Source organism: Arthrobacter russicus (genome assembly GCF_031454135.1).
GTDB lineage: Bacteria > Actinomycetota > Actinomycetes > Actinomycetales > Micrococcaceae > Renibacterium > Renibacterium russicum.
The window spans coordinates 3,452,363-3,475,695 of the sequence record NZ_JAVDQF010000001.1 but is presented as its reverse complement, the minus strand read 5'-3'; the positions used below and the strand labels follow the sequence as shown (position 1 = coordinate 3,475,695).

Here is a 23,333-nt window from a genome sequence, read left to right as displayed (position 1 = left end):
CTGAAAACATGTACTTCATCGTGGTCAAATTCCCGGTCAAAGCCGAACATGCCGACCGTTTCCCGGAGATCACCGCCGAGTTCACGGCAGCGACCCGCCAGGAGCCGGGCAATCTCTGGTTCGAATGGTCGCGGAGCTTGGCGGATCCCAACGAATATGTGCTGATCGAAGCGTTCGACGGCGACGATGCGGCCGCGGCGCACGTCTCCAGCCAGCACTTCGCTGCCGGCCTGGAAGCCATGCGGCCGGTGCTCGCCGCCACCCCGAAAATCGTTTCCCGGAAGGTGGACGGTTCGGGCTGGGACGAGATGGGCGAATTGACGATCGACGCCGGATAGCGGCGGCAACCCCGGGCCGCCGCTATTGCGCCGGAACCACCCGGACCTTCAGGTTTTTCATGAGCGGTTGATCGCTTTGCGTGCTGTAGTCGCTCCAACCGATCAAGACATTCATCTCCGGCATGTACCCGGCCGCCGACCCTCTCGGCAGGTTGTACTCCAGCGCCCGGTACTTGCGCAGCGAGCGGAGGCTGCCGTCCTTCGCGGTAGCCGTGATGTCCACGAAATCGCCCTGGCCGATGCCCCGCTCGGACATGTCGGCTTTATTGAGGAAAATCAGTTCACGCAAGTTTTTCACCCCGCGGTAGCGGTCGTTGTCCGAATAGATCGTGGTGTTCCACTGGTCGTGCGAGCGCATGGTCTGCAACACCAGTACCTCGGCATCGGCTGGGATCACGTCCGGCAACGGAGCTTGCGAGAACTCGACCAGGCCCGACGGCGTTTGGAACTCGCGTTCCCGCGGCGGCTGGGCGATCCGGAAGCCGAGCGGCTCGCGGACCCGGCTGTTGTAATCCTCGAAACCGGGCAGGACCCGGGCCATCACCTCACGGATCGCATCGTAGTCCTCGGTGTAGGACTCCCACGGGGTAGCGCTCTGCGGCAGCAGCGCCCGGGCCATCCCGTTGATGATCGCGGTCTCCGAGAGCAAATGCGGCGAGGCCGGTTTCCGCCGCCCCACCGAGAGTTGGACCATGCTCATGGCATCTTCGCAGCTGACCCCCTGCGGACCGCTCGCCTGCAGGTCTTCCTCAGTACGGCCCAAACACGGCAGAATCAAGGCTTTCTTGCCATGCACCAAGTGGCTGCGGTTGAGTTTCGTGCTCACCTGCACGGTGAGTTCGCATTTCTGCATACCGCGGGCGGTATAAATGGTGTCCGGGGCGGCGAGCACGAAGTTCCCGCCCAGACCGACGAACACCTTCAGTTCGTCGTCGTGCATCGCCTTGATGATGCCGACCGTGTCCAAGCCGGGCTCGCGCGGCGAAGTGATTCCGCAGACCGCGTCGAGACGGTCCAAGAACTCCCCGGCCGGCCGGTGATCGATGCCGCACGTGCGGTTGCCCTGCACATTGCTGTGCCCGCGGACCGGAGACGGACCGGCCCCGAGCCGGCCGAGGTTTCCCCGCAAGGCCAGCAGATTGACGATCTCCCGTACCGTGTCCACGCCGTGTTCGTGCTGCGTGATGCCCAGGCACCAACTGAAAATCGACTTGTCGGACTGCCGGTAGACCTCGGCGGCCTGGCGGATCTCGGCTTCGCCCAGCCCGGCCTGCCGGCTCAGTTCGGCCCAACTCGTGGCCGCCACCAACTCGCGATACTCCGCCGAGCCACTGGTGTAGGCGTCCAGGAAGTCCTGATCGATCGCACCGGGATCAGATTCGGCGGCTTCGTACAGTGCCTTCGCCATGCCGCGCAGCAAAGCCAGATCCCCGCCCGGCCGCACTTGCAAGTTCAAGGTGCTGGTCGAGGAGGTCTTGAAAAGCGCCATGTCCACAATGTCGTGCGGCACGATGGTCCGGGTGGCACCGGCCTCGACGAGCGGATTGATGTGCACCACGGCCGCACCCCGTTTAGTCGCTTCGGAAAGCGCAGTGAGCATCCGGGGCGCGTTCGACGCCGCGTTGACGCCCATGATGAACAGGGCGTCGCATTCCTCCCAGTCGTCCAGGTCGCAGGTGCCCTTGCCGGTGCCGAGCGAGGCCTGCAATGCGCGTCCCGAGGCCTCGTGGCACATATTGGAACAGTCCGGCAGGTTGTTGGTGCCGAATTCGCGGACCATCAGCTGGTAAACGAAGGTAGCTTCGTTGCTGAGCCGTCCGGAGGTGTAGAAAGCAGCCTGGTTGGGACTCGCCAGGGCCCGGAGCTCTTCGGCGACCAGCTCGAAGGCGGCATCCCAACTGATCGGTTCGTAATGGTCGGTGTCCGCGTTGTAGACCATCGGGTAGGTCAACCGGCCCTGGTTCTCCAACTCGAAGTCGGTCCAGGTGGCGAGTTCCGTGACCGAATGTTTGGCGAAGAACTGCGGGTCCACCCGTTTTCGGGTCATTTCCCAGGTGACGTGCTTGATCCCGTTCTCGCAGATGTCGAGCATCAAGCCCTTGTTGTCGTCCGGCCAGGCACACCCCGGGCAATCGAAACCCTTCACCGGATGGTTCATCTTGATCATCGCCAAGCTGCCGGAGACGACTTCGCCCTGGGTCAGCAAAACTTTGCCCACGGACATCGCCGCACCCCACCCGGCAGCGGGATGGTGGTAGTCCAGCTGCGACCAGTCCCGGGTGGAAACCGGACCATAGCCGCCCTGCCGCGGCATCGCCGGCAGTAGGCCAGCCACCGGTCCGAGTCCTGCCGGCAGCGCGCCCGGCGCTTCATCCCGGTTGGATCTCTGGGCACTCATTCCAGTTCCCCCACAAGCTCGACGGCGTCTTCCGGCCAGCCTATTACGCGTTGCCGTAGACGGCCAGCACCGACCCCCGGCGTACCCGGGCCGAGGCCGATTTCCGGCCTGGAACCTGGGCTGAATCCGGTTTTCGGTCTACGCTGTTTCCATGCGACGGCTCACCCGCACGGCAGCGGCGGTCCCGGTTCCGGCCCTCGGGTTGACCGGTGCCGTGATGCTCGGCGGCTGCGTTCCGCCGACCGCCTGCACCGCCATCGGCTGGTCGAACGATCTGGTGCTTTCCGTCGACCCGGAGCTCGAGCCGGTCGGCGGAGTACGGATCTGCCTCGACGCCGAATGCATCTCCTCGACGGACCGGATGCCACTGGAATCATCGTCGCCCAGCCCGGCATCGTCCAGCCCAGCGCCTACGGCAAGGCCGGCCACTGACCCGCCGCCGAGCAGCACGGATCTCTCCGGAGCGAGCTTCTACTCCCGGGACGGCCAGAACTGGACCTTCGCTTTCCCGATGCGCAGCCCCCACGCGCTCACGGTACAGGTTCTCGGCGCGGACGGCGCAGTCCGGCGCAGCGTCGCGGTTTCCCCGGATTGGATCCGGGTCGGCGGCGATGACCGCTGCGGCGGACCGGCGGAGGCCAAGGCGACGGTGTGACCGGGCTTGGCCCTTTCACCCCAGCCCAACTTTCACGCCTGAAAGTGGAGCAGCGGCGTTCCTGCCCAACTTCCGGGCGTGAAAGTTGGGCTAGGGCCGGGGCCCCGCACCGGCATCGAGGTGTCTTCCAGGCTATTGCCGGGTTGTTGCCAGGGTTTGTACCTAGCCTTGACGACTAATTCGGACAACGAGGTCCGGTTTGTTTGAACACCCGATTCCTACAAGAACAACGGAAGGTTCATCATGAAATTGGTAAGACTAGCGGCAGCGCTGGGCGCAGCCGCAGCCTTGACCTTGTCCGGTGCAGCGGTATCCACTGCAGCACCGGCTCCAGAAGCCACCCCGCGTCGAGCACGCCGAGCCCGAGGATCGTCGGCGGCAATGCCGCGGACATCTCGCAGGCCCCGTTCGCCGCACTGCAATTGGTGAATGGCCAGGCCAACTGCTCAGGTTCGCAGATTTCCGCAACCTGGGTTTTGACCGCCAAGCACTGCATCGAGAAACAATCCGTCAGCTCGATGAGCGTCCAGCTGGGTGCCGCGAAGATCGGCCAAGGCACCACCATCAAGGCCAAGCGTGCGCTCGGTTGGAGCGGCGGCGATGTGGCCCTGATCGAACTGGTCAGCCCGTACCAGAACACCTACTCGAAGCTGGGCGCCAGCACTCCGGCAGCCAATACCCCGGGTGACATTTTCGGCTGGGGCGCGATCAACACTGCACCGACCTACCCGGATTACCTCAAGACCGCGAAAGTGACGGTCGTCGGGACCAACAACAGCAACTGGCCCGGGCCGTCGATCGTGGAAAAGGGCGATAACGGCCAGGCGCTCTGGGGCGATTCCGGCGGACCGCTGATCGTCAACGGCAAGCAGGTCGGCGTGTGCTCCGGTCCGCTGCAGGGTTCCCCCGGAACCATCAGCGGAACCGTGATGTACGCGTCCACGGTTGCCGCGGCATCGTGGATCAAGAGCACGAGCGGAGTCTCTGCTTCGTAGGCTCAGATCCTTACGCAAAAGGCGGTACCGGCAACTCGCCGGTACCGCCTTTTGATTTGCGGGTCCGGTAGCTCAACATCCGAAGTGATCAGACTGGGCCTCGGCATCGATACCGCCACAGCGTGCGTCCAGCGAATTCGACCGCTATGCGCGGCACCCTGTTGAGGGAAGTCTCGCGTGCTATTTTGAGACGATGATCGAACAATCTCTCCGCGATGCGTTACGAGCCTTTGTGGCCGAACGGGATTGGGCTCAATTCCACACCCCCGAGAATCTCTCGAAGAGCATTTCCATCGAAGCTGCCGAACTACTTGAGTGTTTTCAATGGAATACCGATGCAAAATCAGAACGCGTGCAAGCGGAGCTTGCCGATGTTCTAACCTACTGCTTGCTTCTCGCGGACCGCCTTGGCGTCGACCCGGAGCAGATAGTTCGAGAAAAGCTGGAACAGACTCGCACCAAGTACCCGGTGGACAAAGCTCGCGGCCGGAGTAATAAATATGACGAATTTTAGGATCGATAAGCGTTCCTTTCTACCCGAAGCCGTCAGAACATGGGTCGATGCAGATCCTCGGCATGAGAACTGGCCCGTCGTCTATACGCTCAACAATCGCAAAGAGGTGTACGTCGGCGAATCGCTGAAGGCCGTCAAAAGAATGCGCCAGCACCGCGCTTCCCCTAACAAAAAGAACTTTCACGAGATCAATCTGATCATTGGGGACTCGTTCAACAAATCGGCCTGCCTCGACCTCGAATCCTTTCTCATCAAGTTGTTCGCCGGTGATAAAAAATACCAGGTCTTGAACCGTAACGAAGGCATCATCGACGCCGACTATTTTAACCGAGCCGCCTATCAGGACACCTTCCACGAGATTTTCGAGGAGCTTCGTCGCGCGGGAATGTTCACTCGCAAGATTCCCGAGATCGAAAACAGTGAGTTGTATAAACTCTCGCCCTTCAAAGCGTTGAACCCCGAACAAGCAAGCACCGTCACCGAAATTCTCGAAGCACTCTTCCAGGACATCGAACTGGACCAGAACAGCACCAGCGTGGTTCAGGGCGACCCGGGGACAGGCAAAACCATCGTCGCAATTTATTTGATGAAGCTACTGCGCGATATTGCTGCGACGGTGCCGGGACCCGAGTTGGACAGTGACTCATTTTTCGCCGACTTTTTCCTCGAAGGGCATAGTGAGTTGCTGCAGGGCTTCCACATCGGACTCGTTGTGCCACAGCAGTCCCTGCGGAAGTCGATCCAACGCGTTTTCGACAAGACTCCCGGGCTTGCGAAGAGCATGGTGCTGACTCCCTTCAATGTTGGTGAAAGCAAAGAAGAATTCGATCTTCTGATCGTGGACGAAACCCATCGCCTGAACCAGCGCGCGAATCAATCGTCAGGTGCGCAGAACAAGAAGTTCATCGAGATCAACCAAAACTTGTTCGGCAACGATGATTCCAACTGGACGCAACTTGATTGGATCAAGAAGAAAAGCAAACATCAGATCCTGCTTTTGGACACTGAGCAAACAGTTCGGCCGGCTGATTTGCCTCGAAAAACTACCACCGAGCTGGTTTACGAGGCTCGAAGCGCACATCGCCATCACCGCTTGCAATCGCAAATGCGCCTCCAAACAGGCGGCGATTACATCCGATACATCCACGAAATTCTCGGCGGCTCGCAGGTCGGCCGTCTGGATTTCCCCGAGTACGAGCTTCGGATGTTCGATGACTTCGGGCAGATGCAGGAAGCAATCCGTGACAAAGATGCCGTCTATGGCTTGTCTCGCTTGATTGCCGGCTATGCCTGGCCGTGGGCAAGCAAGAGGGAACCAACCGCCTTCGACATCGAACTCGACGGACGACGGCTGCGCTGGAACAGCCAGATCGTCGATTGGATTAGCTCCCCCGGCTCGTTGGAGGAGGTCGGGTCTATACACACCGTGCAGGGGTACGACCTCAACTATGCCGGCGTCATAATTGGAAACGATCTCCGCTACGATCCCATTCGGCACCGGACCTACTTTGATCGCGCCTCCTATTTCGACGTCAAAGGCAAAGAAAACAACCGGCTGCGAGCCAAGCCGTACAGCGATGACGAGCTGCTGAAATACATCGTCAATGTCTACCGTGTGCTGATGACGCGTGGCATGAAAGGATCCTATCTATATGTTTGCGATCCCGACTTACGCGAATATCTTCGCCAGTTCGTCTAGATCACTGGCTCGCTAAACCTTCAGCCCAGCACCGCATACGCCTCCACCTCAACCAGCACATCCGGCTCGAACAGGTACGAAACCCCGATCGCGGACAACGGCGGCGTCGGCAGCGGCAATCCGACCTCAACGGCGGCCCGCTGCAAGCCGGCCATGAAGTCCGGATACATCTCCGGCGCCCAGTCTTTGAGATAGAACTTCAGCCGCAGCACATCGCTGAACGTCGCCCCTGCCGCAGCGAGGCCGACCGCAGTGTTCCGTAGCGCCTGCACCATCTGGCCGGCCAAATCCCCCGGCGCCACCGGCGTACCGTCCGCGGTCCTGGCGATCTGCCCGCTGACATGGATCTGCTGCGATCCGGTCCCCACCGCAACATGGTGGTACGGGACCGGCTGCATCAGGCCTTCCGGGGTGAAATAACGTACTGGCATCGAAGCCTCCTCTGTTCAGAATCAAGCGGTATACTATTGATACTTGATCGCCCCAGGACACTACAACGAGACCAGGTTTCAGCATGGATACCGGCACCGACGACCCGTTCGTGATCAGCGCCCCGCATCGCGAATTGCTTGATCAAGTCCTCGACAAATGGTCGCTCAGCGTCCTCAACGAACTCTGCGAACGCCCCAGCAGATTCAACGAGCTGCGCCGCGCCATCCCGGAAGTCACGCAGAAATCGCTCACCGCGACCTTACGCAGGTTGGAACGCAACGGCGTGGTCTGCCGCACCGTGGTCAGCTCCCGGCCGGTCGCCGTCGAGTACCGGATCACCGCTCTGGGCAAGACGCTCCGCGACCCGATCGACGTGCTCTTGGGCTGGGTCGACGAGAAGCTGCCGGCGATCGAAAAAGCCCGGCGCGAATTCGACGACGAATAGCCCATCCCGCAGTACGCTTAGCTCGTCGATCGCAACGAACGGCTGACGGCGCAAGGAGCTGCCATGGAAATCGTCATTCTCGGCTGGGTGTTCACCGGCCTGCTGCTCCTGCTCTGCCTGGCCTCGTTCGCGGCCGGCCGCGGGATGATTCCGCCGAACCATTTCTTCGGCATCCGGATCCCGCCGTTGCGGCGCAGCGCCGCGGCATGGCGGGCCGGACATGCCGCCGCGGTGCTCCCGGCACTCGTCGCCTTCGTGCTCAGCCTGCTCTGCAGCATCCTCGGAACCATCACCCCGGCAGCTTCCATCGGCTCGATCACGGTCTTCATCGCGGGCCTGCTCTGGACGGTGCTCAGCGCTATCCGGGCGGCTGACGCCGCCTGATCCCGGCCCCGGCGGGCGCGGCGCAAAAAATTCCTTGAAAGATTCCCGGCCAAGGTGTCGGATTGACCCAGGTACGTTCGTAGTGCAGGTGAAGCTGCCCGCACGCGGCAGCCAATACCAAGGAGATGATCCGCATGCAGTACCTCGTTTCAGTCATCAACAACACGGCCAACCCCGTCGTCGACGACCGGATGGCCGAAATCACCGTCTTCAACGAGCAACTCCAAGCCGACGGCTACTGGGTCTTCGCCGGCGGCCTGAGCAATCCGGACCTGGCCACCACGGTCGACAACCGGAACGACTCCCCGATAGTCACCGACGGCCCCTTTGCGGAAACCAAAGAATTCATCAACGGCCTGTGGATCTGGGACGTGCCTGATTTGGACACCGCGCTCAGCCTCGCGGAGCAGGCCTCGCGGGCTTGCCAGCGGAAAATCGAAGTCCGTCCGTTCCTCTGAGCGCCGGCACGTGGACCGCTCCGACCTCAATGCGACGCTCGCCCGGGTCCACCACGAAGAGTGGGCCCGGGTGGTCGCCGCACTGACCCGGCGATTCCGCGATCTGGACATCGCCGAGGAGGCAACTGCGGAGGCTTTCGCGACCGCCGTCGAACACTGGCCTGCCGACGGCGTTCCGGCCAACCCCGGCGCCTGGCTCACCACCGCCAACCGCAAGGCCATCGACCGGCTCCGCCGCGAAAACAAACGCGACGGCAAACAGCAGGAGGCGCTCGTGCTGCTCGATGAAAGCCCCGCGCGGAGCAGTGCCATCGACGACGACCGGTTGCGCCTGATCTTCACCTGCGCGCACCCGGCCCTGTCCATCGAAGCCCGGGTTGCGCTCACCTTGCGCCTGGTGGGCGGCTTGACCATGCCGGAAATCGCCCGGGCTTTCCTGGTTCCGGAGAACACCATGGGCCGGCGGATCACCCGGGCGAAGACCAAAATCGCCGTCGCCGGCATCCCTTACCGGGTGCCGTCTGCTGCGGACCTGCCCGCCCGGACTTCCGGCGTGCTCGCGGTGCTGTACCTGATTTTCAACGAAGGCTATTTGGCCACCGGGGCCAGCCCTCAGCCGGTCCGCAGTGAGTTGACCGCCGAGGCGATCCGGCTCTCCCGGCTGCTCCACACGCTCCTGCCCGACGACGGCGAGGTCGCCGGCCTGCTCGCCCTGATGCTGCTCATCGAAGCCCGGAGCGCCAGTCGGACCTCCGCGGCCGGCGATCTGGTCCCGCTCGACGAACAAGACCGCGGCTTGTGGAATCCGGCCCAGATCGCCGAGGGCCACCAATTGCTGCGCCAGCGGCTGGCCGCGATCAACGCGGTGCACACGTCGGCCGGCTCGCCCGGGAACTGGACGGCTATTACGCCTTCCACGGCGTCCGCGCCGATCTGCTGCGTCGGCGGGGCCGCAACTCCGAGTCCCGGCCGGCATACCGCAAAGCCATCGAGCTGGCCGGAAATCGTGCCGAAGCAGCATATTTGCGGCGCCGCCTACAACAGCTCGAGTAACCGGCGGAACCCCGACCACCGGGAAAAACGAACCGCTGCCCAGCCGACAACCCCTAGCTATGGAGACTTCCCATGCGAAAACTCAAAATCATCGAACACGTCTCGCTCGACGGTGTGATCCAGAACTCCACCGACGGCGACGGATTTCCGTACCATGACTGGACCGCGCCTTACCGAACACCCGAGGGCGGCAAACTGGTGCTCGCCGAGCACGGCGGAAGCTTCGACCTGCTGCTCGGTCGGCGCACTTATGATTCCTGGTCGGCGATCTGGCCCAACGTACCGAGCAGTCCCATGGTGGACCGGCTCAATGCGGCCACGAAATTCGTCCTCACGCATCGCCCGGAATCCCTCGAATGGGGGCCCGTAGCAGGACTCGGACCGGACCTCGTGGACAGCGTCCAGCAGCTCAAGGCGGAGGACGGCCCCGATCTCATCCTCTCCGGCAGTTCCACCCTGACCTCGACGCTGCTGGCACACGGGCTCGCCGACGAAGCGCTGCTGATCGTCTACCCGGTGCTGCTGGGTACCGGCAAACGGCTCTTCGCCGAGGGCACCGCAGCCCAGGCCTTCCAGCTCGCCGACTCGCGCGCACTGCCCTCCGGGGTGGTGTTGAACCGCTACCGGTCCCGCGGAACCGTGCCCCTGAGCCGGCTTTAGAAAACGCCGGTCATCGGCAGCGTCGGCAGGTCGACGATGTCCGCGCCACCGTCGACCGCGATGGTCGCGCCGGTGACATAGGATGCCTCCGCCGAACCCAGGAAGCTGATGATCGATGCGATTTCTGCGGGGTCCGCGGCCCGACCGATCGGCACTTGTTCCGTGACTTTGGCATAGGCCTCGGCTACTCCGGGCAATCCAGTCAAGGCGGCGAGCTGGGCCATGCCGGCTTCGGACATGGCGGTCCGAACCCAGCCCGGGCACACCGTATTGACCCGGACTCCGGCTCCGCTGTAGTCGCGTGCCGCGGACTTGGCCAAGCCGATCACGGCATGTTTCGCGGTCGTGTATTCGGCGACCTTCGGTCCGGCGGACAGCCCCAGGGTCGAAGAAACCAAGACCGCGCTGCCGCGGCTCTGCAGCAAAGCCGGCAAGGTCTCCCGCAGCGTGAAAAAGGCGGTGTCCAAGTTCGCCGCCATACTCGCCCGCCAGGATTCGTCGCTGGTATCCGCCACTGCGGAAACCGATGGCGCGCCGGCATTCGCCACCACCAGGTCGAGCTGGCCGAACTCTGCGATGAGCTGCTGCACCGTGGCCTTGACCTGGGCCGGATCAGACATGTCCGCGACGATCGCGCGCCCGGAAATCTGCCCGGCCACCGCTTTCAGCGGTTCGGAACGGCGTCCGGTCACCACGACCCGAGCACCTTCCGCGGCCAGACGGGCTGCGGTCGCCGCACCGATACCGGTGCCGCCGCCGGTCACCAAAGCCACTTTGCCGGCATGCCGACCGGCCACCGGTGGGGCAACACTTGCGATTTCAGACATCATTCCTCCTGGGATTTTGGCTTACCGGCAGCAGTGGGTCCCACTGAGTTCTGCGACCCCGTGGGACCTACCCATTCTGACCCCGTGAGTCTGGAATCTCGGGGGGACATGCTCGCAAGCTCAGTCTTCGATCTGCGCCTTACCGGCGCGCTGGAGTTCCGTGAGACCGTGCCGCATCGCGGCGATTTGCTCCGGGCTGTGCCCCGCCCAGCCTTCGAGCTCGCCGACCACGCGCACCGGTTCGGCGGAGCGGTAAGACATCGTGGGATTTCCTGGGAACTTCTTGTCCGTGACGTTCGGATCGTCTTCGACGGCGCCAGTCGGCTCCACGAGGTAGATTCTCAGCGGCCCGTCACCGGCAGCCAACTCGGCGCCCCAAGCCGCAGCATCGAGCGTCTTGGCGAAGTAGATGTAATTCGAAATCCGGTCCTTTTCGTAATTCGACTCGAATCCGGGGCCGAGCAGGTCGCCTACTGCGAGCGAGGCTTTGGTGCCATGCAGATAGGCGCCGGAATCGTGTGCCTGGAACGGGACCGGAGGTTGTGTCATGGTTCGCCCTTTGCACGATTCACCGCCGGTTTTCCGGCGTCGGTCAGAAATGCATCTGCTTGAGTGTCCCATACTTGATCACCAGCTCTTCCAGACTGTCCCGCTCATCCTTGTCCTTCGGAAATTCGACGTGGATCATCGTCGAGCCGTCGGTGAGTATCAAATCGGAGCCGTTGGAAAAGCGGAGTTGCTCCCAGGATGCAGAGCAGGCCTGCTCCCCCGCGCTGTCGTGCCCGACGACGCCGGCGGCATCAAAGCTCAGTGAGCTGATTCGCCGATCGGCCTTGACGGCATATCGAGCCGGGAATTCGACGCCCTCGAACTCTTTGAAGTAGGCGGTGAAGCCGAGCTTCGCCTTCGGCCAGCCGGCACCCAGGCTCTGCGAAACCCGGGAGACCGTGAACGAAGCGAAAGCCGGCGCTTCATCGGGCCCGACCGGGACTGGTACCGCATCGATGCGGCTGCCGATCTGGTAGACGGCACGGAACAGTTCCCATTGCCGCTTGTCGCCGAGCTCCACTGCAGAGGATTCGACGAACGTCTGGTCGCCGAGCCACCGGAAACCGGACTGCCAGGATATGGTTCCGGTTCGCGCCTTGCGGATCGAAGACCGCACCCCGAAAAACACGATCAGCGCAAGGACCAGAACCCCCGCGCCGAGAAACGTGATGATCATCCAGTCTTCTTCCACGACACCATCCTCAAGTGTTCGACGCCGCAGCGGCGCTTCGATCAGAGCGCCCGGCAGGAATCCACGAACTAGAGCGCTTGATCAACTTTACAAGTTGCAGCCTCTGGGCAAAACCCAGTGGCGAGCGTATCTTTTGTATGACGCAAAACCGGATCCGAGTTTCCGCTATGGAAGGCAGTCAAGAAATCGATCATTACGTAGCCGATGTGGAGGAGGATATGCGTCCGGAGGCATCCCATGCCGCCCCGGCCAGCCGCTGGCGGGAAGCCTGGCGCAGCTTGCGTAGCCAACCGGTCTTCATCATCGCCGCACTGCTCGCCCTCCTGGTGCTGATTGCCGCCTTTTTGCCACATTTGTTCACTCAGGAAAGTCCGACGGACTGAAACATCAAGTACTCGCTCCAAGGACCCAGCGCCGGGCATATCTTCGGCTACAACACCAACGGCTGCGATATCTTCGCCCGGACGGTCTATGGCGCCCAGGCCTCCCTTTTCGTCGGGGTCTTCGCGACTCTCGGAGTTCTGCTCATCGGCGGGGTCTTCGGCGTACTGGCCGGCTTCTTCGGCGGCTGGCTCGATTCGATCGTCACCTGGGTTTCGAGCGTGATCTTCGCCTTCCCCCTGGTTCTTGGCGTATTCCTGATCACCTATCTGCCGATGTTCAACGGCAGAAATCGCTCTGGACCACCGCACTGCCGATCACACTCTTCTCCTGGCCGATCATGGCGCGGATCGCCCGGGCAGCCGTGATCAACGTCAAGGACGCCGATTTCGTCCTGGCAGTTCGGGCGCTCGGCGCTTCGCGCCGCAACATCGTCTTCCGGCACATCCTGCCGAATTCGATCGCGCCGATCATCACCACCGCGATCTTCAGCCTCAGCGGTTTCATCGCCCTCGAAGCGACGCTGTCCTACCTGGGGTACCAGCCCCCGGATACCCGGCACCAAATGGTCTACGACCTCGGGATGCCGGCTTCGGTGCTGTCTTGGGCCAATGCCCTGAATCCGAAGACGGGGAGGCAATGACTTCAGGGCGTTCGACGCCGAAGCGGGCCAGGCCGGGCCCCGGATAGGATTGGCTCATTTGGAGAGCGAGGACCGATGACGGCAAACACGCGACGCGAGCGCGCGAGGGAAAGCAATCGCAGCCGCATCCTCGATGCCGCCCTGCAGATACTCGAAAGCGAGGGCGCTTCGGCGCTCACGATCCGCCGGGTCGCCGGCGATGTCGAGTACACCGCGCCGGTCGTCTACCAACACTTCGCCGGCAAAGAAGCACTTCTGCTCGCGTTGATCATGCTCGGCTTCGAAGACCTCCGGACTGATCTGGAAAGGTCGGCGGCCCAGGCCCCCGAAGCCGAGCGCTTCCGGCTGGCAGCCCGGGCCTATATGGATTTCGCCCAGCGGCGCCCGGAACTCTATCTGCTGATGAACGACGGCGGGGTCGACTCGGCCGAGCGCGGTCGTGCTGCCGGAGCCGTGATCGCCCTGACGCAGGGTTACCTCGAAGCGTGGGCGAGCGCGAACGGCGTCGGGCTCGGGGACGCCGCCGCTGAGACGAACGAACTCGTCTGGGGAACCCTGCACGGCATGGCGTCGCTTGGGCAAATCGCATCGATCGGGCACGAACACGCCGCACAGCTCGCCGAGCGGGCCTTGGATACGCTGACTTTCGGCTGGCTCAGGGGCGCGCTGGACCAGCCGGCCGGGTAGCCGGTTGCAGCGCGCTGCGACCAGCGAAAACAGGCACCGGAAAACCGGGTCCCGGAAGTTCAGCCAGGACCCGGCCGCTCGGCATCATCAGGCGGTCGGCGCGCCGCTGCCGGAATACGAACCGAGGTCCGTGACCAGTTTCGTGAGTTCGGCGTTGCCTTCGAACCGCCGGCGGTGCAGTTCCGCGATCTTCTCGCCCATTTCCGGTTCGGCGTCGTCGACCACGTCGTAGGATTCGAACCGGTCGACGAGCGGCAGACCGATTTCGTCGCTGTGCGCGTGCGCCGGGTGGATCAGGTATTCCCAGTAGCCATCGAGGTCCTCGATGACGTACAAGGCGCCCCATTCGAAATCGCCGCCGTGCTCGGGCCCGACGATGAAACTCTTGACCGAGGGAATCACGCGGCCTTGATTGCGCAGGCTCTCCAGCGCTGCTTCGAGCTTTTCCGGGCTGACGCCAGGCTTGATGGTCATACGCACACCGTGGTAAATCATGGTTTCTTCTCCTAATATTTGGGGTTTGTTGCGGACTCCGGCTCCGCCTGTCGGACGGAACGGACGAGATCAGCAGGTGGATTGGCAGTCAACCCGGCGAGCAGAGACGTGACGCCCGCCTCGGCGAGGCGTCGCGATTCGGACGGCTCCATGCCGGTGAGCACCGCGATCTGGACGACGCCGTGCAGTACGGCCCAGAGCAGCTCCGCCGCACGCCGGACATCGAGTGCGCGGCAGCCCTCCACGGCCCAGTCGCCGAGTAGCGCTTCCGTGTCCCGGGCGATCCGGGACGCCGCCCGGCTGCGTCGCCCGGCGTCCAAGACCGAGGTGTCCATCATCAGCCGGTAGAGGTGGGGACTGGCCAGGGCCGAGTCGACGTATTCCCGGGCCGCGCGGAAAAGACGCTCTGTCGGGTGGCCCACTGCTGCTGCCCGGCTGCGCTCTGCCAGGCGGTCGAACCCCTGGGCGACGATCTCGCCCAACAGCTCGTCCTTGTTGGTGAAGTGCTGATAGATCAACGGTGCCGTGCAGTCGAGCTCGGCGGCGATCCGGCGAACCGTCACGGCGTCGAGCCCTTCCCGCTCGAGGACGCCGAGCCCAGCGGCGAGCACCCGCTCACGGCCTGCTGCCCGACGCGTCGCACGAAATGAAGTCATTGTCATCACCACCTGATCTAACGTTGTTAGTTTATCTAACACTGTTAATGTTGCTTGCGATTCCAGGAGTTGTCAAGCATGGATTCGAAGATTCTCCCGCCAGCACTTCCCCGCAGGCCGGAGCCGCCCAGGCCGCACCGCACGAGGCGTCGGGCGCCATTGGCCCAGAAATCTAGCTGAATCAAGAGCGCCTGAAGCACGGCAGTTCAGCCGCACGTTTTGAATTTTTGAGTACAAAACCTGATAGTCTGAACATATGGGAAGGCCGAGGAAATTCGACGAAGCATCAGTGCTGGAAGCGTCCGCAAAGCAGTTCCGGACACACGGGTTCGCAGACACCTCGACAGAGCAGCTCTGCGAGGCTGCCGGAGTCGGGCGAAGCAGCCTGTACAACACGTTCGCATCAAAAGACGAGTTGTTTGTGAGGTCGCTGCAAAGGCACGTCGAGATCACCCTCGACCAACAGGAACGCGTTTTGACCGATGCCGGCCTGAGCGGGGCGGCTCGCCTGACGGTGCTGTTCGACCTCATCCTCGCCGAAGAGGCAGAGGCGCGGCGCGGCGGCAACGCGGCTGGATGCATGATCGTGGCATCCAGGATGGCACCTGACCTCGGCCGACGGGATCCCCGGGTGCAACGAATTCTCAACAGATTCATGGATCAACAGGCGCTACTCCTGGCAGGGGCGGTGATATCAGGGCAACTCGACCGCACGTTGCGGCGAGAATTCTCCCCGCAGAGTGCCGCACTCATGCTGATCTCAGCAATCTCGGGCATCCGAGTGCTTTCGCAGTCCGGAACGGCAGTGCAGGAACTGCGCCGCGTCGCAGACCTGCACCTCGACTCGCTTCGCACCTTGAGCGCCAAGGCACAGCCCGAAAGCTAAAGCGCCAGCCGAGACCGGCCCTTTCCGCGGCGCCGGAGCGTGCCAAGGTTTTGGATAATAAAGTACATAATCGGCGCGTAGCGCCGGAGAGGAACAGTCGTGAAGAGACACCTGTACCTGCTGATGCTGACCTTGATGATCGTGGTCGCCAGCGAGCTGCAAGTCCCGGCGGTGATGCCGGAAATGGCCCGAGATCTCGGAGTCAGCACCAGCAGCGTCGGACTTCTAGTGTCGATCTTCGCGATCGGCATGGCGCTCGGCGGGCCGATCATCGCCTTCGTGTTGCGACACCGGCCGCCCAAAAAGGCGCTGCTGAGCGTGGTGGCGGTGTATGCATTCCCCGAAATGCTCGTGCCGCTGATCCACGAGTACTGGTGGGTTGCGCTCATGCGGGTCGTCACCGGATGCCTCGCCGGGGCGGCGGTCGGGCTCTCCATCGTCTACGCCACCCGGCTCGCTCCCCGCCCGGACAAGATCGGCGAGGCGGTTTCCGTCGTCTTGTCGGGGATCATGGTCGGCACCGTCATCGGGCTCCCAGCATCCAGCCTCATCGCCTCTCGGTTCGACTGGCAGGCCACGTTCTACGTCCTTGGCGCTGCGGCGTTGCTGGTGTTCGTCATCAGTCTGACGGCACTGCCGCCGAGGCGCACGGCCAGTGCCGACGACAGCGCAAAGGACCTGCGCAACCTCCGGCTGCCCGCGCTGTGGTCGCGCTACCTCGTGAGCTTCCTGACCATCGGCGCAGCCTACGCGGCGTTCTCCTACTTCACCCCACTGCTGGAACAAACCGCGGGATTCAGCGCCGATGCCACCACCTTGGTCCTCTTGGCTTATGGGCTGTGCTCCTTCGTGGGAAACCTGATCGTGGGCAAACTCGCCGACAAACACGCAGTCGGCGTACTACGGTTCGGCCACGCGCTGCTCTTCACCTCCCTCGGAGTCCTTGCGCTGACCGCGCAGAGCCAACCAATCGTCGTGGTCACAGTCCTCATCGTCGGTCTCGCCGGCGTGACGATGAACCCGCCGCTGGTCACCCGAGTCGTAGAGGTTGGCGGCAGCGGGAACCTCGTCTCGACGATCCACACCTCGGTCATCACGATGGGCATCACCATCGGCACCACCATCAGCGCGGTGACGATTGGCGTCTTCGGCGATGATCCGGCGGTCGCCATGTGGACCGGAAGCGCGTTCGCACTCCTGGCAGCCCTCACACTCGCCATCCAGACCATCCGCGCGAGGAACCCGCGCCCGGCCGCTGACCTCGTCGCAGTCAGCTGAGGAGAGACATGCCAGCAATTCAGCAAGCGGCGTCAGGCCAGTGGCATCCCGGCGAGGACGAGATGCACCGCCTCCTGGGGGTGCCGAACATGGACAATCCCACCATGCCCGGTCTGCCAATGGCCTACGGACGATGGATGAGCCAAGCCCCGCTCCTGGCACTAGGCGCGATCGACGACGAAGGCCGGGTTTGGACCACGGTCCTGGGTGGCGCGATAGGGGTCGCCACCCCCATCGCGAGGGGAACTCTCGCTATCAAATCAACAACTCACCTATGGCCCGGCTCATCGGCGACCCGTCCCGGAGTAAGCATTGATCCGGTGCTGCAGGCTCTGCTCGGCCGCACTCCGGACCAGACGGCGGGGGCGGGCCAGGAGAACGAGACCGGGCAGCCGAAAGACTCAAGCCTCCTGACCGTCGACCATGGGCCGGCAGGGAAACTGGTTTCCGGGCTTGCCATCGACTTCGAGCAACGAACCCGCGTGAAGATCGCCGGCCGCGTGTTCAGAGGAATCGTGAAAACAACAGCCTCCGGAATCGAGCCGGGGTCGCCTGAATCGCCTCGTCCGGCACAGACGGGCCTGGCTGTCACTGTGGACGAGACCCTGGGCAATTGCCCCAAATACATCAATCGGAGGCTCATCACACCGCACGAGGCCGCACCGCGGCTTCAGCACGAGCGGCTTCCGCTATCCGAGGAATCGGTCAATCTGATTGGCACCGCCGATACTTTCTTCATCTCCAGTCGCCACGGAGGCCAGAGTATGGACACCAACCATCGCGGCGGGGAACCAGGTTTCGTCAGAATCCTGAGCAACTCCGCGCAGGATGGAGTCGTGCTCGTCTACCCCGAGTATTCCGGCAACCGGCTCCTGCAAACGCTGGGCAACATCACCTCCGACCCCGCAGTAGGAGTCACCTTCCCGAACTTCGAAACCGGAGACGTCCTTTACACGACGGGGCGCGCGGAGGTGCTCCTGGGAAGCGAAGCGGCTTCTCTGCTCCCCCACAGCAACGTGGCTGTCCGCATTACGGTCGATGCCGCCCGATTCGTCTACGACGCACTGACTTTCCGAGGCAGCAGTCTCGACCGGTCCCCATACAATCCGCCGGCAAGACGGCTGGCCCTTGAACTCACGGCGGCCCACCCGGACCACGCACGGCAGTCCAACCCCGGGGGCCGACCAAGCAGCGTGGGAACGGCCACCTTGATCGGCGCCGAAAGACTCACCCCGACCATCAGCAGATACCGGTTTCAGATGCGGGCCGACAGGTCGTCGAAATCACAGGCAGGGAGCGCGATCTGGCGACCTGGGCAGCATGTGACGCTGGACTTTTCCGCTCAACTCGACCGAGGCTGGGCGCATATGCGGGACCACGATCCACGTTCGCTCAACGACGACTACATCCGCTCTTTCACTATCACCGGCGGACCGGCACCCGCCATGATGAATGACGTCGCGAAGTCAGCTCACGGTGGCGAGTTCGAGATTACCGTCCGCACAAAGGGTGCCGTCACCGGACTTCTCTCAAGCTGGGCACCGCGAACCCGCCTGGAGGTCCCGGTACTCGGGTTCGGCGGAGGGGGATCGCCCGGCAGCGCCGGGGCAGCGAACCTCGCAGAAGCTACGGTCACCTCCGTTGCAATCGCTGGCGGCGTCGGGATCACACATTTCATGACATGGACGGGTTCGCGGACGCATCGATTGCGTATTCTGTGGAGCTTGCGATCAGAGGACCTGCCGCTCGCGCTCGACTTCCTCAAGGACCGCAAGCCAAGCAGTCTCGGCATGACGTTGTTCGTGACCGGACCAGCCAATGCTCGACACGGGGCAACGGTGCGGGAGCTTCGCGAATCGGGAGTGGGTATTCACGAGCGTCGGATCGAGCAAAACGATGTGCTGGGCGCCGGTGTCCGAGCAGCACGGGAATTCACCGTTTGCGCCTCCCCATCATTGACAACGTCAATACTGCATTGGATCGAGGGCGAGCCCCTGACGGTAGCGAGCTTTGAGTACTGATCAAGAGCCAACTGCTCGGCTCAACTATCACTGTGTTGAGGAAGGAAGACCGCGTCTCCACGGGTGAATATCCGGTGCTACGCCACGGGGACTAGAAGGACCAGGGAAAACGGTCCGCGGACATGACGAAGCCCTGGTGAGAAACCTGCGCTCACCAGGGCTTTTATGTCGGGCTGACAGGATTTGAACCTGCGACCCCCTGACCCCCAGGTAGGACCATCGGCCTCATTGCCCTTGCAGTAGCCTACTTTCGCCGACTTTCGGCATCAGCCCTTGCTCTCCTTGCTCTCCTTGCACACGTTGCGGTCCCCCTTCTGGTCCCCCTCGTTGCCGGCCGATGGTCGTGCCGGCGTTAGGTGGTGATGTCGATAGTCGGCTGGACCTGCTGGTAAACGGGGGTCCACAGGTCGACGTCGACCTCGGGTGATTCGATGCTGACGATTAGGGAGTAGTCGATGCCCTGATCACTTTGGTCGTCCTTGGCGCGGTTCTTCCACCAGCCTGCGACCGGATAGACGGCGATGGCTCCCTTGCTGGCGAGGGCGGCGGCGGTTCCGGACCAGATGTCGGTATGGAGCGAGCCTGCAGCCTGCTGTTGGTTACTGCCGAACAGCCACCCTGCTTCGGTGTCGAGGCTCGGCGGCTTCTCGCCGTCGATGCGGGCGCGAGTGTTGATACGTTGCCGGAACGAATCCACACTTTCCTCGGGTCGCCGGGTCGCGAACCGAAGTCCATGAGAGGGATAGATGTAGCGACCGGTCCATCCGCGGCTGGAGGGGTTCGGCTCGATGAAGTATGAGAGAGTCACGCGCATCCGAACCTTCGCGGCCCCGAGCGCCTCGAGCTGCTCGATCGGCCATGGCAGCTCATGGAGACTCATCTCGCGTGTCTTGCCCGCGCTGCTCGAACCGTCACGCTGGTACGGGTGAATGCGTGCTTCAGCGACGAGCGTGAGTGCATCAGTGGCGCTGTAGAGTGCCCGGTCCGAGTCAGGCACGCCCATCCCGTAGCGGCGCAGGAGCGAGGTGAGCGCTGTCTTACTCGATTCAGCGTCGAAGCGCGCACGCATGGGATCGGTCCATTCCGCGGAGTGGACGATCAGCGCACGCACGGTTTCAGGGCGCAGGCCGGGATACGCGGCGTAGATGTCAGCGGCGATCGCGGCGACGGAGGCGGTGGCTGCGGAGGTATCGCGAGTTGTGGTGAGGAAGCCTTCGCCGAGTGTGCGGAAGCGCGTAGTCAGGAGCGCGAGGTTGGGCGGGGTGTCCACGTCGGTCTTGTCTGGTGAGGCGGCGACGTTTCCGCCGTCGGCAACGACGTCTGGTTTGAAGGGCCACTTCTTGCGATCGAACAGGACAGAAGTACGGCTGACCGGGGAGAGTTCGCCTCGCGGGGCGATGGGCTGGTAGCCGGCGAAACCGGCAGGTGCCCCGGACATGTCGTCGTGGGCGGAGTATGCACCGACGGTCAGTGCGTTCCAGGACTGGGAGGGGTCCTCGACCGGTTCGAGGTCGCTGCGGCTGAGGTGGTCGTCGGTGCCGACGACGTCGCGGACATTGCCCGCGGAGATGACGAACAGTCTCGGTCGTCTGGGTTCATCGCGATCGAGGTAGGTGAACTTGGGGTCGGTGTCGTCGATGGCACGGCCGAATGCTAACGCGTCGATCGATGCGGACCAGGATGTGGGCTTGCCTGCTTCAAGGACCGCCGTTGAATCTTCTTGACCGGCGACGGGTCTCAAGCGTTGCGCTGTGACGGCGAGCATGAACACCCGTGGGCGGTCTACGGCTTGGATCTCGGGCTGGTCGACCGCGCGAGCGGTGATGGCGCCGTACAGGTCCCGATCGTTGTCTCCCCTGTCGGGCAGGAACTTCACGGATTCGAGGCGGTGACGGAGTTCGACCACGCCCGAGTCGAGCACGGCGCCGTGGAGGTCGCCGTAGAGAGCGAGTCCAGCCATCTCGGTCCCGTGCCCATGCACGGGCGGCAGCTGCCATGACGGATCGGCCACATGGAGGTCTGGGGCGGCGATTGAGTCGGCCAGCAGCGGATGCCCGTCTTGCACACCCGTGTCCAGGATGCACACGACGGGAGCGCCAGCTGATGCCGGGCGAAGCCGTTGACGGAGCTCCTCGACCCACTCGGCCTGTTCCGCGGCGGGCAGTTCAGTGAGGAAGCTTGCGACGGCGTGAGGTTGCCGCAGTTCGCCGATGTCGTCCAGCGTGTGAAACGCGTCTGCGAGCTGATCCGCCGTGGCGTACAGCAGCACGACGGTTCGTTCGCCGAACCCGAGGTAGTGGTCACTGGTGCGGAGGCCGTGCGCGGCGACGAACTCGGTGAACCGGCCCAGCTCATTGCCGTCGCGTTTGCGCAGCCACACCTCCCACCATCTGGTCTCAGACGAGTCAGTGGGGTAGGTCCCGTCGGACTCCGTCCAGAGTTCCCGAATCGTAGCCCGGCGGATGGACTGGATTCCGTCCACCAGGGCGGCGTTGCGCGCCTTGTCCTCACCAGATGACTCGACGTACTGAGTCAACTTCTTGAGGAAATACTCCTTCTTGCCATCCGGGATATAGACGGTCGCAACCTGGACGGGACCGTCCACAGTATCGGCCTCCCGGACGGCGACAAGCTCAGGCTGTTCGCCGGAGCGCTGCACATCCAGACTCTCCAGGGCCAGCTCGAGGCCGGGGAAGGAGAGAAACGAGATATAGGCCCCCGAAACCTCAGGCGCGTCGACCGGAGTCGCCAGCGCGGCTTCATATTGCTGGACAAGGGCCGAACCGTGTCCGCCTCGATCCCCCGAGAACCCGGAACCGTCGGTACCGCCGCCACCCGTAGGAATGGTGAAGGGTTCGGAGCGCGGTAGCCCGGGCACAACGATGTGCGGACGGTCACGTTCGGCCATGCCGCCTACACGCTCTGGTTGCGTTGACCGGTGAGATGAGGCCGCTCGTCGAGGGCCGCAATCAGATCGCTCGTGAGGATCCTTGTTCGGTCGGCGAGGACGCTATGTTTTGCGGCGTTCTCTGCGGCTGTCGCGATCTCGGCGTGGCTGAGTCCGCGAGCCGCTGTGAGCACCCGCGGCCAGCTCAGGTTGCTGATGTGAAACAGCGCCAGACGGTTCTTGATGACCGCTTGGGCATTCGCGTCATTGGGGAGCACGAAATCCATGACCGTGTCGAATCGCCGGTACAGCGCGTTGTCCAGCAACTGCGGATGGTTCGTGGCCGCGACGATGACGCTTTCCGAGGTGTCCTCTTCTAGGAACTGGAGAAACGAATTCAGGACTCGACGGATCTCGCCGACGTCGTTCGCTGCCGCGCGGTCTCCAGCGAGCGCGTCCACTTCGTCGAATAGATAGACCCCCCGCGTCTCAACGAGCGCGTCGAAGATCAGGCGAAGCTTCGCCGCGGTCTCCCCCATGAACTTGGTGATAATCGTGTCCAGGCGAATCGCGAACAGAGGCAATCCGAGCTCACCGGCGAGCACCCGCGCGGTCGAGGTCTTGCCAGTACCGGGTGGTCCGATCAGCAGGAGTCGTCGAGCGGGGCGAAGTCCGTGGCGGGCGAGCGTGTCGCGCTGACGTTGCTCAAGCAGGACGTGTTTCAGACGTGCGCTCAGATCGTCAGACAGGACAAGATCGCCGAGGCGCGCGTCTGGGTAGCTGACGGTCAGAAGCGAGCCCAGTTCGCCTCGAGGTTGGGTGACGGGCACGACGGCCGCGACGCGCGACGGAGCTGTGGCTCGCTTGCGCAGGTCGTCCACGAGGTCGCGAAGATCCTGGGCAAAGTTCGACTGTCCTGAGCGCGCGGCCTTCGCAGCGACCTGCATCGCGACCGCGTAGAATTGAGCGTCATCGCCGTCTGCATGGCTTTTCACGAGCGCTTTGAGCTGGTCGTTGGTTGCCACGGCCTCACCTCCTTCGGCGCACGAGTCTGGTCCTGACTAGGTTCGGCAGGCTGTCCCCCAGTCTAGCTATCGTCACCTTGCCTCAGCGGGCACCACGCCTCACGCCGTGGCGCCACGAGGCCTATTGAACTCGCCCCCTCCGACAGCCGCTGAGCTGCCGCGCGCCGGAGCCCCGCACCTGATCGAAACCGCGCAACAGACCAACGCACTCCTCTTCCGGTCCATCCCGAAACGCGGCCACCGCTCGCAGCGGCGGAGGCCATCGTCCGCCGACAA

25 protein-coding genes are annotated in these 23,333 nt (G+C 63.2%); 16 read left to right on the top strand and 9 right to left on the bottom strand.

The window, feature by feature from the left end; genetic code table 11:
• The first annotated feature begins 8 nt into the window (after positions 1–8).
• On the top strand, positions 9–338 hold the full coding sequence (locus JOE69_RS16315; RefSeq protein WP_309800530.1) for a putative quinol monooxygenase: 330 nt from the start codon (positions 9–11) through the stop codon (positions 336–338).
• Between the two features lie 22 nt (positions 339–360).
• Here the strand turns inward: JOE69_RS16315 and JOE69_RS16310 are convergent, their stop codons facing one another.
• Positions 361–2,736, bottom strand: coding sequence for an FdhF/YdeP family oxidoreductase (locus JOE69_RS16310; RefSeq protein ID WP_309800527.1), 2,376 nt, complete (start codon positions 2,734–2,736; stop codon positions 361–363).
• 151 nt (positions 2,737–2,887) lie between these two features.
• Here JOE69_RS16310 and JOE69_RS16305 point away from each other — a divergent pair, with 151 nt between their 5' ends.
• The 4 genes from JOE69_RS16305 (at position 2,888) to JOE69_RS16290 (ending at position 6,599) form a co-directional block, all read left to right on the top strand.
• Complete coding sequence (locus tag JOE69_RS16305; RefSeq protein WP_309800524.1) at positions 2,888–3,391, top strand: hypothetical protein; 504 nt, start codon at positions 2,888–2,890, stop codon at positions 3,389–3,391.
• A 425-nt stretch (positions 3,392–3,816) separates the two neighbouring features.
• The gene (locus tag JOE69_RS16300; protein WP_309800522.1) at positions 3,817–4,386 is read left to right on the top strand and encodes a S1 family peptidase; all 570 of its coding nucleotides are present in this window, start codon (positions 3,817–3,819) and stop codon (positions 4,384–4,386) included.
• Between the two features lie 193 nt (positions 4,387–4,579).
• Positions 4,580–4,900, top strand: coding sequence for a nucleotide pyrophosphohydrolase (locus JOE69_RS16295; RefSeq protein WP_309800521.1), 321 nt, complete (start codon positions 4,580–4,582; stop codon positions 4,898–4,900).
• Positions 4,887–6,599, top strand: coding sequence for a DNA/RNA helicase domain-containing protein (locus tag JOE69_RS16290; RefSeq protein WP_309800519.1), 1,713 nt, complete (start codon positions 4,887–4,889; stop codon positions 6,597–6,599). The genes JOE69_RS16295 and JOE69_RS16290 overlap by 14 nt, the downstream gene beginning before the upstream one ends.
• 20 nt (positions 6,600–6,619) lie before the next feature.
• Here JOE69_RS16290 and JOE69_RS16285 read toward each other — a convergent pair whose 3' ends face one another.
• Positions 6,620–7,030 (bottom strand): RidA family protein, encoded by a 411-nt coding sequence (locus JOE69_RS16285; RefSeq protein ID WP_309800517.1) that lies wholly within the window; start codon positions 7,028–7,030, stop codon positions 6,620–6,622.
• A gap of 83 nt (positions 7,031–7,113) precedes the next feature.
• On the opposite strand from JOE69_RS16285, the gene JOE69_RS16280 reads away from it, so the two are divergent.
• The 5 genes from JOE69_RS16280 (at position 7,114) to JOE69_RS16260 (ending at position 10,031) form a co-directional block, all read left to right on the top strand.
• Complete coding sequence (locus JOE69_RS16280) at positions 7,114–7,476, top strand: winged helix-turn-helix transcriptional regulator (RefSeq protein WP_309800515.1); 363 nt, start codon at positions 7,114–7,116, stop codon at positions 7,474–7,476.
• 63 nt (positions 7,477–7,539) lie between these two features.
• Entirely contained in the window at positions 7,540–7,860 is a 321-nt protein-coding gene (locus JOE69_RS16275; RefSeq protein ID WP_309800513.1) for an SdpI family protein, read from the top strand.
• Between the two features lie 134 nt (positions 7,861–7,994).
• Positions 7,995–8,318, top strand: coding sequence for a YciI family protein (locus tag JOE69_RS16270; protein WP_309800511.1), 324 nt, complete (start codon positions 7,995–7,997; stop codon positions 8,316–8,318).
• A gap of 10 nt (positions 8,319–8,328) precedes the next feature.
• The gene (locus JOE69_RS16265) at positions 8,329–9,489 is read left to right on the top strand and encodes an RNA polymerase sigma factor (protein WP_374709723.1); all 1,161 of its coding nucleotides are present in this window, start codon (positions 8,329–8,331) and stop codon (positions 9,487–9,489) included.
• Positions 9,444–10,031: a dihydrofolate reductase family protein gene (locus JOE69_RS16260; protein WP_309800509.1), complete on the top strand. Its 588-nt coding sequence runs from the start codon at positions 9,444–9,446 to the stop codon at positions 10,029–10,031. The genes JOE69_RS16265 and JOE69_RS16260 overlap by 46 nt, the downstream gene beginning before the upstream one ends.
• Here the strand turns inward: JOE69_RS16260 and JOE69_RS16255 are convergent.
• From JOE69_RS16255 to JOE69_RS16245, 3 genes are all read right to left on the bottom strand, one after another.
• On the bottom strand, positions 10,028–10,858 hold the full coding sequence (locus JOE69_RS16255; protein WP_309800508.1) for an SDR family NAD(P)-dependent oxidoreductase: 831 nt from the start codon (positions 10,856–10,858) through the stop codon (positions 10,028–10,030). The two genes, JOE69_RS16260 and JOE69_RS16255, sit on opposite strands and share 4 nt — an antisense overlap.
• 120 nt (positions 10,859–10,978) lie before the next feature.
• Positions 10,979–11,407, bottom strand: a complete 429-nt coding sequence (gene arr, locus JOE69_RS16250) for an NAD(+)--rifampin ADP-ribosyltransferase (protein WP_309800506.1) — start codon at positions 11,405–11,407, stop codon at positions 10,979–10,981.
• Between the two features lie 43 nt (positions 11,408–11,450).
• Positions 11,451–12,098, bottom strand: coding sequence for a hypothetical protein (locus JOE69_RS16245; protein WP_309800504.1), 648 nt, complete (start codon positions 12,096–12,098; stop codon positions 11,451–11,453).
• Positions 12,099–12,112: 14 nt separating this feature from the next.
• Here JOE69_RS16245 and JOE69_RS16240 point away from each other — a divergent pair, with 14 nt between their 5' ends.
• The 3 genes from JOE69_RS16240 (at position 12,113) to JOE69_RS16230 (ending at position 13,809) form a co-directional block, all read left to right on the top strand.
• A complete protein-coding gene (locus tag JOE69_RS16240) occupies positions 12,113–12,481 on the top strand; it encodes a hypothetical protein (RefSeq protein ID WP_309800501.1) in 369 nt (122 codons plus the stop codon).
• A complete protein-coding gene (locus tag JOE69_RS16235) occupies positions 12,478–13,122 on the top strand; it encodes an ABC transporter permease (RefSeq protein WP_309801356.1) in 645 nt (214 codons plus the stop codon). The genes JOE69_RS16240 and JOE69_RS16235 overlap by 4 nt, the downstream gene beginning before the upstream one ends.
• Positions 13,123–13,197: 75 nt before the next feature.
• A complete protein-coding gene (locus JOE69_RS16230; RefSeq protein ID WP_309800497.1) occupies positions 13,198–13,809 on the top strand; it encodes a TetR/AcrR family transcriptional regulator in 612 nt (203 codons plus the stop codon).
• An 87-nt stretch (positions 13,810–13,896) separates the two neighbouring features.
• Here the strand turns inward: JOE69_RS16230 and JOE69_RS16225 are convergent, their stop codons facing one another.
• Both JOE69_RS16225 and JOE69_RS16220 read right to left on the bottom strand, forming a co-directional pair.
• Positions 13,897–14,304 carry a Dabb family protein gene (locus JOE69_RS16225; RefSeq protein ID WP_309800495.1) on the bottom strand — a complete coding sequence of 136 codons (408 nt, stop codon included), beginning with the start codon at positions 14,302–14,304 and terminating at the stop codon, positions 13,897–13,899.
• A gap of 11 nt (positions 14,305–14,315) precedes the next feature.
• Positions 14,316–14,960, bottom strand: a complete 645-nt coding sequence (locus JOE69_RS16220) for a TetR/AcrR family transcriptional regulator (protein WP_309800493.1) — start codon at positions 14,958–14,960, stop codon at positions 14,316–14,318.
• A 289-nt stretch (positions 14,961–15,249) separates the two neighbouring features.
• Between JOE69_RS16220 and JOE69_RS16215 the strand changes: the two genes are divergently transcribed.
• From JOE69_RS16215 to JOE69_RS16205, 3 genes are all read left to right on the top strand, one after another.
• Entirely contained in the window at positions 15,250–15,846 is a 597-nt protein-coding gene (locus tag JOE69_RS16215) for a TetR/AcrR family transcriptional regulator (protein WP_309800491.1), read from the top strand.
• A 99-nt stretch (positions 15,847–15,945) separates the two neighbouring features.
• Positions 15,946–17,124: an MFS transporter gene (locus JOE69_RS16210; RefSeq protein WP_309800489.1), complete on the top strand. Its 1,179-nt coding sequence runs from the start codon at positions 15,946–15,948 to the stop codon at positions 17,122–17,124.
• An 8-nt stretch (positions 17,125–17,132) separates the two neighbouring features.
• Positions 17,133–19,145, top strand: coding sequence for a pyridoxamine 5'-phosphate oxidase family protein (locus tag JOE69_RS16205; RefSeq protein ID WP_309800487.1), 2,013 nt, complete (start codon positions 17,133–17,135; stop codon positions 19,143–19,145).
• Positions 19,146–19,497: 352 nt separating this feature from the next.
• Here JOE69_RS16205 and JOE69_RS16200 read toward each other — a convergent pair whose 3' ends face one another.
• Both JOE69_RS16200 and JOE69_RS16195 read right to left on the bottom strand, forming a co-directional pair.
• The gene (locus JOE69_RS16200) at positions 19,498–22,053 is read right to left on the bottom strand and encodes a S8 family peptidase (RefSeq protein ID WP_309800484.1); all 2,556 of its coding nucleotides are present in this window, start codon (positions 22,051–22,053) and stop codon (positions 19,498–19,500) included.
• A 5-nt stretch (positions 22,054–22,058) separates the two neighbouring features.
• Entirely contained in the window at positions 22,059–23,057 is a 999-nt protein-coding gene (locus JOE69_RS16195; RefSeq protein ID WP_309800482.1) for an AAA family ATPase, read from the bottom strand.
• Between the last annotated feature and the right edge of the window lie 276 nt (positions 23,058–23,333).

Excerpts from the sequence above, each read along its gene's own strand:
- JOE69_RS16225 (WP_309800495.1), bottom strand. The coding sequence starts at position 14,304 with ATGATTTACCACGGTGTGCGTATGACCATCAAGCCTGGCGTCAGCCCG.
- JOE69_RS16295 (WP_309800521.1), top strand. The coding sequence starts at position 4,580 with ATGATCGAACAATCTCTCCGCGATGCGTTACGAGCCTTTGTGGCCGAA.
- JOE69_RS16310 (WP_309800527.1), bottom strand. The coding sequence starts at position 2,736 with ATGAGTGCCCAGAGATCCAACCGGGATGAAGCGCCGGGCGCGCTGCCG.
- arr (WP_309800506.1), bottom strand. The coding sequence starts at position 11,407 with ATGACACAACCTCCGGTCCCGTTCCAGGCACACGATTCCGGCGCCTAT.
- JOE69_RS16260 (WP_309800509.1), top strand. The coding sequence starts at position 9,444 with ATGCGAAAACTCAAAATCATCGAACACGTCTCGCTCGACGGTGTGATC.
- JOE69_RS16280 (WP_309800515.1), top strand. The coding sequence starts at position 7,114 with ATGGATACCGGCACCGACGACCCGTTCGTGATCAGCGCCCCGCATCGC.
- JOE69_RS16200 (WP_309800484.1), bottom strand. The coding sequence starts at position 22,053 with ATGGCCGAACGTGACCGTCCGCACATCGTTGTGCCCGGGCTACCGCGC.
- JOE69_RS16270 (WP_309800511.1), top strand. The coding sequence starts at position 7,995 with ATGCAGTACCTCGTTTCAGTCATCAACAACACGGCCAACCCCGTCGTC.
- JOE69_RS16255 (WP_309800508.1), bottom strand. The coding sequence starts at position 10,858 with ATGTCTGAAATCGCAAGTGTTGCCCCACCGGTGGCCGGTCGGCATGCC.
- JOE69_RS16205 (WP_309800487.1), top strand. The coding sequence starts at position 17,133 with ATGCCAGCAATTCAGCAAGCGGCGTCAGGCCAGTGGCATCCCGGCGAG.
- JOE69_RS16305 (WP_309800524.1), top strand. The coding sequence starts at position 2,888 with ATGCGACGGCTCACCCGCACGGCAGCGGCGGTCCCGGTTCCGGCCCTC.
- JOE69_RS16290 (WP_309800519.1), top strand. The coding sequence starts at position 4,887 with ATGACGAATTTTAGGATCGATAAGCGTTCCTTTCTACCCGAAGCCGTC.
- JOE69_RS16230 (WP_309800497.1), top strand. The coding sequence starts at position 13,198 with ATGACGGCAAACACGCGACGCGAGCGCGCGAGGGAAAGCAATCGCAGC.
- JOE69_RS16275 (WP_309800513.1), top strand. The coding sequence starts at position 7,540 with ATGGAAATCGTCATTCTCGGCTGGGTGTTCACCGGCCTGCTGCTCCTG.
- JOE69_RS16285 (WP_309800517.1), bottom strand. The coding sequence starts at position 7,030 with ATGCCAGTACGTTATTTCACCCCGGAAGGCCTGATGCAGCCGGTCCCG.
- JOE69_RS16315 (WP_309800530.1), top strand. The coding sequence starts at position 9 with ATGTACTTCATCGTGGTCAAATTCCCGGTCAAAGCCGAACATGCCGAC.
- JOE69_RS16220 (WP_309800493.1), bottom strand. The coding sequence starts at position 14,960 with ATGACTTCATTTCGTGCGACGCGTCGGGCAGCAGGCCGTGAGCGGGTG.